An 8,251-nucleotide genomic window follows, 5' to 3' on the forward strand; every position below is an offset into this window, starting at 1 on the left:
CACGCTGTCCACATCGGCAGGGACCGCCATGCCGTCCGCTCGGTACGCGGTGAGCGTCCGCCCGCTCTTGCGGACGCTCACACCCGAGACACCCGCCCGAGACAGTGCCCGACGCGCGGCCTTCGCGGCATCCGTGACCGACACGCCCGGTGTCAGCGTCAACGCGCGGCTGCCGTCCGACGCGGCAGACATCGCCGCAGCCGCCGCAGCCTTGCCGCGCGCCGCCTTCGCGGGCGCAGCCTTGACACGCGAAGCCTTCGCAGGGGCCGACACCGTGGCCGTCGCCGCCTTCGCATGTTCGTCCGCCTTCGCGACCGCCGCGCGGATCGCCGCTGCGATGATCTCCGGCTCGATGTCCTCACCCATGAGTGCCGCCGTGATCTTGGCTGCGAGGCCGTTGCGCGTGACCGCCCCGTCGTTCACGCCCTTTCGGGAAGCCTTCGCGGCCGCCGGGGCGGCCGTCGGCGTACCGCGAGTCACCGTAACCGGAGAGGCTCCCGTGCGAGCGGCCCCGGCACGAACCGGCCGCGCCTGCCGCGCCACTTCCGCGCCCGGCTCGATCGCGGGCGAATTCTTGCCCGACAGGTCCACAACGGCCACGTCATACGCGGCGAGTGCGTCAACCGCGTCACGGCCGAGCTTCCGAGTGTCCGCGACCCATCCGGCCACGTGCTCGAAATTGCGGAACTGCAAGCCGAGTCCCTGCCCGCCGAGCACACGACGCGACTGCAAGCGCGCGCCGTCAACGTCGGCGATCATGAACGGGACGTCGGCCAGGACGACGCGCCCGTCCGTGAGCCGGTAGAGCGTGGGGATCTTCGCAGCCTGAGCGGCCGGACGGGTAGCGGTAGCGGTGTTCGACATCGTGTGCCTCCGAGTCGTGTGGGGTATGACTGTCCGGTCGAACCGGACAGCAGTGGTGCGGCTCAGACGCTCCCCAATGGACGCCGTTGCTGTCAAGTCGCCCATCGAAGAATGTGGCGCAGGTCACATGAGTGGTGTGGAGTGGGAAGTCCTAGGCGGGCGGGCACGCCTAGGTGCGCGCGTCCGAGCGCCTGTCCGCCTGCGTGCGTCCGCGCCCGCGCGCGTGCGCACCCCCACGGGGGCGCCCCCGCCCCCGCGTGCGAAAAGGGCACCGGCATGTTCTGGGCCTCGCGATCTCGCTGAGTTCCAAAACTTTGGACTCCACGTCCGTGGGGTTCCGCTGGGGTGGACTGGGTGGTGTCGCGATCGGCTGTAGCGCCGGCCGATCTGCTTCGACCACTCCGAGGCCCATGCTCACGCAGGCGGGGCTGTCGATCAGGTCAACCGATCGAGCTCCTCGCGTGCTGGAAGCCACTCGAACAACTTGATGACGCAGTGGGTGACCGTGGAGGCGATCGCCCACTGATCTGGATCAAGGCCGAGCAAGCGTTCCGCTAGGAGGTCGCTCACCGCTGGGCGGGCGAGCGCTCTGTGGACGGGGGTGGCAGACATGGAGAATCGTGGAACTATCGGGATCTGTGCCTCGGTCGCCGTCATGGCAACGCGGACGCGTTCGAACTCCTGCATGAGGCCGTCCCATGCCACCACGTCTGAGGTGGTGAACCCGGGGGGTAGGGGTTGATCTTGTTTGCGGAGGTCGAGATGGCTGGCGACAGTTCTCGCTGACTGGTGCCACCTGCGTTGACCCAGAGGTGCAAGATCCAAATCAGCCGATCTCTGAGGCGTCGACCGGGGCGCGGGTTCCGGCAGGTCTTGCGTTACCGTGTCGGATACATCGACGGCCTTGCCTGTATATACGTGGTCCTGCAGTAGGCCGCCGACAAAGTTGGAATTCGTGAGAAAGTGGCCTTCGATAGCTGCGGCATGAGCGGGTCCTAGTTCGCTGTGGTCGGGCTTCGTCCGCTGTCGGCCCAGGGTGGCGAGCGCGCCTGTGCCGGCGGTCCAGCGCGTCAACATCATCGCCGCGGTGATCTGCTGTGGCGGGTTGCCCGCGAGGCTGAACTTGGCGGCGTCCGCGATGAAGGAGCCGATCGGGTTGGAGCCAGTGATCGACACTCGCTGGAGGATGTCGGCTGCCTCCCGAAGATCGCGCGCGGGCGGGCTCTGAAGGATGCCGATGGCTCTGTGGACAAGCTTCATCTCCACCCTGGGCGATGGCGCGGCGAACCTGTCATCAAGCAGGTCCAGCGCTGCCCGGGCAGCTGGGTGCAGGTATAGGGACAGGTAGCTGCTCGTGTCGAGATCTTCAAGCAGGTTGAGGATCGCATCGACGAGGTGGCTGCGGTCGACCGCAATCCTTCCTGCGGCAAGGAGGAAGGTGTTGCGCCAATGCGCGGAGAGCGCAATAGCGCGCAGTCGGGCCATGACTCGTTCGTCGGGCCCTGTGGTGACGGCGCGTGCGGCCATGAGTTCCTGCAGGCTGCGCACATCAAACCCGACGGAGTCGAGGTGCTTCGGTACGAGCAGGACGAGGCGGGTCGTGGCGGCCTTTGCGATCTTGTGTGCGAGTTCTTCTGCTTCTTGCGCCGGGTAGTCTTCTTGATCAAGGATCGTGCGAGCCATCTGCTGTACGGCGAGGTGCGGGAGGGCTACATCGGCGCCGCCGGTGGCCTCTGCCTGATTTTGTAGTTGAAGGCCGACCTTGTCGTGCAGTTTGTCTACGGTGCGGCGGTGTTGTTCGAGTAGCCGGGCGGTCGCGTTGCTCTTGGCAACCTCACGGCTGTAGATGGTGCGGTAGTAGTCCGCGAAGAGGCTGTATCGGTCTTGGGGCACGCGAGCACGCCCCTCCAGCAGCAACGACATGATGGTCACCTGCAGCGGTGTGGTCATCAGTCGTGCGGTGAGTGGATCTTTGGCCGCCTCGCTTGCCCGGGCGAGTACGTTGGCCCTGGCGTCCGGGTCGTCGGCGAGGCGCACGTCTGCCAGCATCCGCGCGTATGCCACCGCCTGCTGCTGGGTCAGCGGCATGAGCCGCAGGTGCTGGTACTGGCTCGGACTGAACTCGGCGCTATATCCCTGCGGGCGCGTGGTGGCGATCACCATCAGGTCCGCGTCGACGCTGCCCGCGTCGATGAAGAAGTCGCCGATGCGGTCGATCATCACTTCTCTGACCTTCGGGGCGACGACCTCATCGAAGCCATCGAGAATCAGCAGCCACGGCCACGACTTCAGCCAGGTCAGGAGTTGCGGTGCGGTGATCGTTTCTGCACTGCGCTCGCTAATGCGGGTGGCGAGATAGCGCAGCAGTGAGGTGTCCGGTGACCCACCGAGGACGTCCGCGTAGCCGCCGAGGTCAACCCTCAGGGGCCATCGTCGGCTGGTCGGCGTAGGCAGTCCCTGGGCGGCGAAGTGCTGGCGAAGGGTCGTGACGGCTGCAGCGGCCTGCGGGCCGATGGCCCCGAGGTCGGCTATCAGGTGAGTGCGATAGATCTGGCAGAGAAGCTGACTCAACGTGGTCTTGCCCTGGCCCGGCCCGCCGACCAGTACCCGGTGGGGCGCCGCCCCGTCGCAGATTGACGGCCGAAGGACCCCGTCACCGACGCCAATCATGTGCGCAAGAACGGAGAGCTGCTTGCCTACCTCCAACTTTCCGGCTGGCTCGAGCTCCGCGTGCAGGTCGATGCCAATCTGGCCGATCTGCAGCTTTTCGTTCGTCCGTGACCCTGATTCGCCGAGGCGAACCCACTGCTCAGCAACCAGTTCCTTGGCGGCATGCCGATGGAGAACCTGCCCAATGTCAACAGCTTCGCCGAGTAACACCTGCGAGAGCTGCGTGAGGACATCGCCCGTCGTGAGAAGTCCGGCGTACGCGGCCCTGACGCCGGGGTGGTCGTCGAGCAGTCGGCACACGTGGTCGTAGTGCCACACTGCGTACGCTTTCAATGGCAGCTTGTCGGCGAACTCGTCGAAGACCTCCTCGACATGGTCCAGGCCGTGCCCAGGCACGGCCGACAGGACCACATTGGTCACGAAGAGAAGGTTCTCGGGCTTCGGGTACCGGTTCTTCGTCGGGTCGATCCAGTCGTTAAGTTCCTTGCGCACCTGGGCTCGCAGCCAGGTGGCGTTCGTGCCCGGAGAACCTGGCCGGGCACGGAACTTGGCCTGAGCGACCGTGTAACCACTCCATTGCAGGCCTCCTTGGACTTCGAACGTGGCCCTGGTCGTCAGCTCCCGGCCGCCGTCGCGACCCGCTCCGAGCACCCTCACGTTGGCCGGCCCGACGAACGCCGCCAGAAGCGACTGGGTCATGTGCTCGAACTCAAGGGTGCCGAGCTGGTGAAGCGGGTAGTCGCCCATGCCGCCAGTCTCCCGCACCGTCAGCACAACGGTGGACGTGGCGCGCGTCGATTGCTACGTGTCGTCCACAGGTCGCGCGGGCCCCGCTTCGCGCAAGATCAGCCGAGGGCATCGAGAAATGTCGTGAGCGCGTCGGTCGGCCCATGCGAGGTGCATCGTTCGTACCTAGCGTGCTGGTCGCCCCAGCGATGATGGAGTTCGGTGTAGTGGCGAGCATGCAGCCGGTGTTCGATGCGAGCCGACCGGGCAACGCTGCCTTCAGTTGTTGTCGATACCATGTTGATCATGGGGAATGGCTCTGACGCTGGATACATCTATCTGGTGAGGTTCACTACTGGTGTAGTGAAGGGAGGTCGTACGGCCGACCCCATGACGCGCCTTCGCGTTCATAGATCGAATGCCGCACGCTTTGGCGTGGCGGTTACCCATACGTGGGTCTCGCCCGAGCTAGCGAACCTCCAGAGACACGAACGCCTCCTGATGGATCTCCTGCAGTCGTTGGGGCGACGCGCCAAGGGCGGTAGAGAATACTTCCTTGACACCCCCTTCTCGCTTGCGAAAGCGCAGATGGAGCACTGGATCAGGCGGGCGCAGCATGGGGCCTTCTGTGGGTGCTCATTCTGCGAGGCAGACTGTTTTCAGCTATCCGTCACCGTCGCACAAGTGTCGCAAATCCTCGGTTGGCGCGGCGACTTCCTGAACGTCACAGCCGACTTCGAGTTGGAGTGCGGCGGCCGTTTCCAAGCGGATATCGCAGACCATGACGTCAGTATTGGCCGGCTAGTCCTGGCTCCCGAAGACCGCGTCGACTTGGAGGTAGCGCGACAAGGACGCGGTTGGACCATCTGGGCGGTCACGGAGGGCGGGCGATGGGAGCCGTCCCCAGTGCTCACCGTGGCTTGACCCGACCCTCGCCAACTACAGCGGTCGTTTGGCACATCCAGCTGGAGCCCGCAGTGATCGTCATCTCCCTTGTGGATCTTCGCTGTCCGTGTCACCCTGGATGCACGCCAGAAGTCTGCCCAACGTGACGCCCCGCCCGATTCGGCCGGGGCGTTTTCCGTATCCGCCGTTCGGTGCATCGCGGGTCTGGGAGGTGGTCGTGAACCTCGACGCCTACCTCACGCGGGAACAAGTCATCATGGTCACCAAGGTCAGCCCGGACACGATCAAGAAGTGGCGGGCCCGTGGCTGGCTGACTTCCGATGCCGCTGGCGGCCGCAGGCAACTGAAGGTCCGGCGCTGCAGTGACGGCACTCTGCGGTACCGCCTCGGCGACATCCTCGAGGCGGAACGCGACACTCGGATGTCCGGCCACTCCCGCCGTGGTGCACCGCGCTGCCGGGCGACCGGCCAACGCGGAAGATCACACGCATCTGCTGCTGTGGCAGGAGGTGCCCGTGACTGATCCTGCAAGCGAAGATTCAGACCTGCTGACCGGCGCAGTAGCGGAGCCGGTGAGCACAGCGCCGGATGCCCTCGACCCCAGCGCGGGCCTGGACCCGCTGACGAAGGTCGACATCACCATCGCCGGACACATGGTCATAGTGGAGGCGCACCGCCCGATGGAGGACGTCGCCGCCCTGGCATACGACCTGATCCGGCGTACCGCCGAATACGCGCGCCGCCTGCCGGTCGGTTTCGACACCGGCCCCGCCGCCACCCAGCTGGCCGACGGATCGAGCTCGGCAGAATCGGCGGCCTCGCCCAGCCCGGACCGCGGGCCGGCGCACCTTTAGGCGCCTTCGCGCCACCTCATCCCAACTGCTCTTCCGATCGAGGGATACCTCTATGTCTGCTGCTCAGCTGGCGAGTGCGCCCCATGCTCGTCACCCCGACCCTGGACCGCGAGGCCTTAGCGGAACTCGCTGACGAGGTGACCCGGCGCTTCGAGGCCGCGGTCCGCGAAGGCGTGCGCCGGGGCCTGCAGTTGCCCCGCGACGGCGACCACTCGTGACGCCGCTCCACGTGCCGCGTCCGCGTATCGCCTTCGGCGAGCTTCATCCGGTCGCGAAGACCATCGTCGTGGTCCTCGGCCTCCTGATCGCGTTCGTGGTTCTCGCGGTGGCGGCCGCGATCGTCGCGGCGCTGTTGATCGTGCTGGGCTGGTTGTGCCATGGCGTCGCGTCCGCCTGGACGTGAACCCTGGGCCGGGTCGCACCGGCGCCAGGACCTGCCCCCCGACTGGCCGCAACGCCGCATGGTCGTGCGCGACCGCGCGGGCGGCCAGTGCGAGGCCGTGGAGCGGGGAATGCGCTGCCCGGCGCCGGGTACGGACTGCGACCACGTCCGCCCCGGCAACGATCACTCGTACGCGAACCTGCAGTGGTTGTGCGGGCCGCACCACGCGGTGAAGAGCGCCCGCGAGGGCGCCCAAGCACGGGTGCCACTGCACCGGCCACCGGAACGTCACCCCGGCATCGTCTGACCCGCTGCCCCCGGGAAACCTGCGTGCCGTTCGGCTCGCTGTCTATCGCCCGCCTGCGCTCGCGCATGGCGGGCTTCTTCATGCCCGGCCATCCGACCCAGCGCCCTGCGCCGGCCCGGAACGCGGCCCTGGCAACCCCTCCCATCTCGCGAGATCCGTGTTTCGCCCGCCGCCCGCGCGTGCTGAGCGGCGCTTTCCTGCCCATCTCCGTGTCCTCGAGGGAGCACCCTTATGGCGAAGATTCCTGGCGTCCGGTTCGTGCCCGGCCGCAACGATTACAAGGACGGCGACGGCCGCAAGTACGGCATCGCGATCCACAACACCAGCAACGACGCGAGCGACGAGGGCGAGGCGAACTGGGCCAAGCACCGACCGGACGGTGTCTCGTCGCACCTGTACGTCGACGGCGACAGCGTCACCCAGTCCCTCGACACCGAGGCCCGTGCCGGGCACGCCGGCAGCAGGCAGGGCAACGAGAACGCCATCTCGGTCGAGATCACCGGCACCAACGGCAAGTCCCGCGCCTGGTGGCTGGCCCACGTCGCGTGGGACAAGCTCGGCCGCGCCCTGGCTTGGCTGATCGTCAACGACTCCGGCTTCAAGGGTTTCCAGGTCCGCCGGGCGAGCGTGGCCGAGATGCGCCGCAACCCGAAGGTCCGCGCCTTCTACTCCCACGACGACATGCGCCGGGCGTGGGGCGGCACCACGCACACGGATCCCGGCCCGAACTTTCCCTGGGACAAGCTGTTCGCCGCGGTCAACAAGGGGATCACGGACCTGAAGGGCAAGCCGTCCAAGCCGGCCCCGGCGCCGTCCGCGCCCGCCTTCCCCGGCCGCACCTTTGTCTACACGAACGGGCGGGCGGTGATGCACGGCGAGGACATCCGGCGCTGGCAAACCCAGATGCGCCGCCGAGGCTGGACCATCGGCGTCGACGGCGACTACGGCCCGAAGTCCCGCGATGTCGCGGTCGCGTTCCAGCGCGAGAAGCATCTCGACCTGGATGGGAAGGTCGGCCCGCGGACGTGGGCGGCGGCCTGGACGAAGCCGGTCACGTGAGCGGCGGGACCGAGTCGGTGTGGTACGACGTCGGTGATCCCGACCGGCTGCACGCCGACCTGCGCGCCGACTACGCCCGTGCCGCGGCCGCCGTCGCCCGGCGGCCCGCACTCGCTGCCGCGCACCGCGACTGCGCACCATGCGCGGCGATCCGCGCCTCCGTGAACGCCCCGACAGTGGGGCGGCGGCGCCGGATCAAGATCGTGCTGCGGCCCTCGCAGCTGCACCAGTTGCTCGGCCTGCCGCCGTCGCACCAGGTCGTCTTCGTGTACTCGACGCCTGACCCGAACGCCGTCATGGTGCTCGTCGAAGGCGACGACCTGCCGGAGACGGCCGAGAGCGACCCCACCCCGCCGGCTCCGTTCGCATAGCTTTCCGCATCCCCGCCCCTGCAGGGCGCCAGCACCGCCTTGGCGTGGCGGCCGGCCGACCCAGCCTGGGACGGGTGGGGTGTGGAGGGGGGGGCCCGGCGGCCCGCCGCGT

At 67.5% G+C, this 8,251-nt stretch carries 11 protein-coding genes; 8 read left to right on the forward strand and 3 right to left on the reverse strand.

Annotated elements, in window-relative coordinates; translation table 11 throughout:
• The 3 genes from AB0F10_RS42365 to AB0F10_RS42375 form a co-directional block, all read right to left on the reverse strand.
• Positions 1–864: hypothetical protein (locus AB0F10_RS42365; RefSeq protein ID WP_360639318.1), on the reverse strand; the 864-nt coding region annotated here is incomplete at its 3' end.
• A 435-nt stretch (positions 865–1,299) separates the two neighbouring features.
• Entirely contained in the window at positions 1,300–4,281 is a 2,982-nt protein-coding gene (locus AB0F10_RS42370) for a hypothetical protein (RefSeq protein ID WP_360639321.1), read from the reverse strand.
• Between the two features lie 98 nt (positions 4,282–4,379).
• Positions 4,380–4,568, reverse strand: coding sequence for a hypothetical protein (locus tag AB0F10_RS42375; protein ID WP_360639346.1), 189 nt, complete (start codon positions 4,566–4,568; stop codon positions 4,380–4,382).
• Here AB0F10_RS42375 and AB0F10_RS42380 point away from each other — a divergent pair.
• The 8 genes from AB0F10_RS42380 (at position 4,567) to AB0F10_RS42415 (ending at position 8,139) form a co-directional block, all read left to right on the forward strand.
• The gene (locus AB0F10_RS42380; protein WP_360639344.1) at positions 4,567–5,184 is read left to right on the forward strand and encodes a GIY-YIG nuclease family protein; all 618 of its coding nucleotides are present in this window, start codon (positions 4,567–4,569) and stop codon (positions 5,182–5,184) included. The two genes, AB0F10_RS42375 and AB0F10_RS42380, sit on opposite strands and share 2 nt — an antisense overlap.
• A 199-nt stretch (positions 5,185–5,383) precedes the next feature.
• A complete protein-coding gene (locus tag AB0F10_RS42385; RefSeq protein WP_360639324.1) occupies positions 5,384–5,689 on the forward strand; it encodes a hypothetical protein in 306 nt (101 codons plus the stop codon).
• The gene (locus tag AB0F10_RS42390; protein WP_360639327.1) at positions 5,682–6,020 is read left to right on the forward strand and encodes a hypothetical protein; all 339 of its coding nucleotides are present in this window, start codon (positions 5,682–5,684) and stop codon (positions 6,018–6,020) included. Before AB0F10_RS42385 ends, AB0F10_RS42390 begins: the two co-directional genes overlap by 8 nt.
• Positions 6,021–6,103: 83 nt before the next feature.
• Positions 6,104–6,238: a hypothetical protein gene (locus AB0F10_RS42395; protein WP_360639329.1), complete on the forward strand. Its 135-nt coding sequence runs from the start codon at positions 6,104–6,106 to the stop codon at positions 6,236–6,238.
• A complete protein-coding gene (locus AB0F10_RS42400; RefSeq protein ID WP_360639332.1) occupies positions 6,235–6,423 on the forward strand; it encodes a hypothetical protein in 189 nt (62 codons plus the stop codon). The genes AB0F10_RS42395 and AB0F10_RS42400 overlap by 4 nt, the downstream gene beginning before the upstream one ends.
• Before the next feature lie 58 nt (positions 6,424–6,481).
• Entirely contained in the window at positions 6,482–6,709 is a 228-nt protein-coding gene (locus tag AB0F10_RS42405) for an HNH endonuclease signature motif containing protein (protein ID WP_360639335.1), read from the forward strand.
• A 231-nt stretch (positions 6,710–6,940) separates the two neighbouring features.
• Positions 6,941–7,768 (forward strand): N-acetylmuramoyl-L-alanine amidase, encoded by an 828-nt coding sequence (locus AB0F10_RS42410; protein WP_360639338.1) that lies wholly within the window; start codon positions 6,941–6,943, stop codon positions 7,766–7,768.
• A complete protein-coding gene (locus tag AB0F10_RS42415; RefSeq protein WP_360639341.1) occupies positions 7,765–8,139 on the forward strand; it encodes a hypothetical protein in 375 nt (124 codons plus the stop codon). Before AB0F10_RS42410 ends, AB0F10_RS42415 begins: the two co-directional genes overlap by 4 nt.
• Positions 8,140–8,251: the final 112 nt, after the last annotated feature.

Origin of the sequence: Actinoplanes sp. NPDC026623, assembly GCF_040638275.1 — a bacterium.
In the GTDB taxonomy this organism is placed as follows: Bacteria; Actinomycetota; Actinomycetes; order Mycobacteriales; family Micromonosporaceae; genus Actinoplanes.

Coding starts and splice junctions, on each gene's coding strand:
- AB0F10_RS42405 (WP_360639335.1), top strand. CDS start 6,482: ATGGTCGTGCGCGACCGCGCGGGCGGCCAGTGCGAGGCCGTGGAGCGG.
- AB0F10_RS42395 (WP_360639329.1), top strand. CDS start 6,104: ATGCTCGTCACCCCGACCCTGGACCGCGAGGCCTTAGCGGAACTCGCT.
- AB0F10_RS42380 (WP_360639344.1), top strand. CDS start 4,567: ATGGGGAATGGCTCTGACGCTGGATACATCTATCTGGTGAGGTTCACT.
- AB0F10_RS42370 (WP_360639321.1), bottom strand. CDS start 4,281: ATGGGCGACTACCCGCTTCACCAGCTCGGCACCCTTGAGTTCGAGCAC.
- AB0F10_RS42375 (WP_360639346.1), bottom strand. CDS start 4,568: ATGATCAACATGGTATCGACAACAACTGAAGGCAGCGTTGCCCGGTCG.
- AB0F10_RS42410 (WP_360639338.1), top strand. CDS start 6,941: ATGGCGAAGATTCCTGGCGTCCGGTTCGTGCCCGGCCGCAACGATTAC.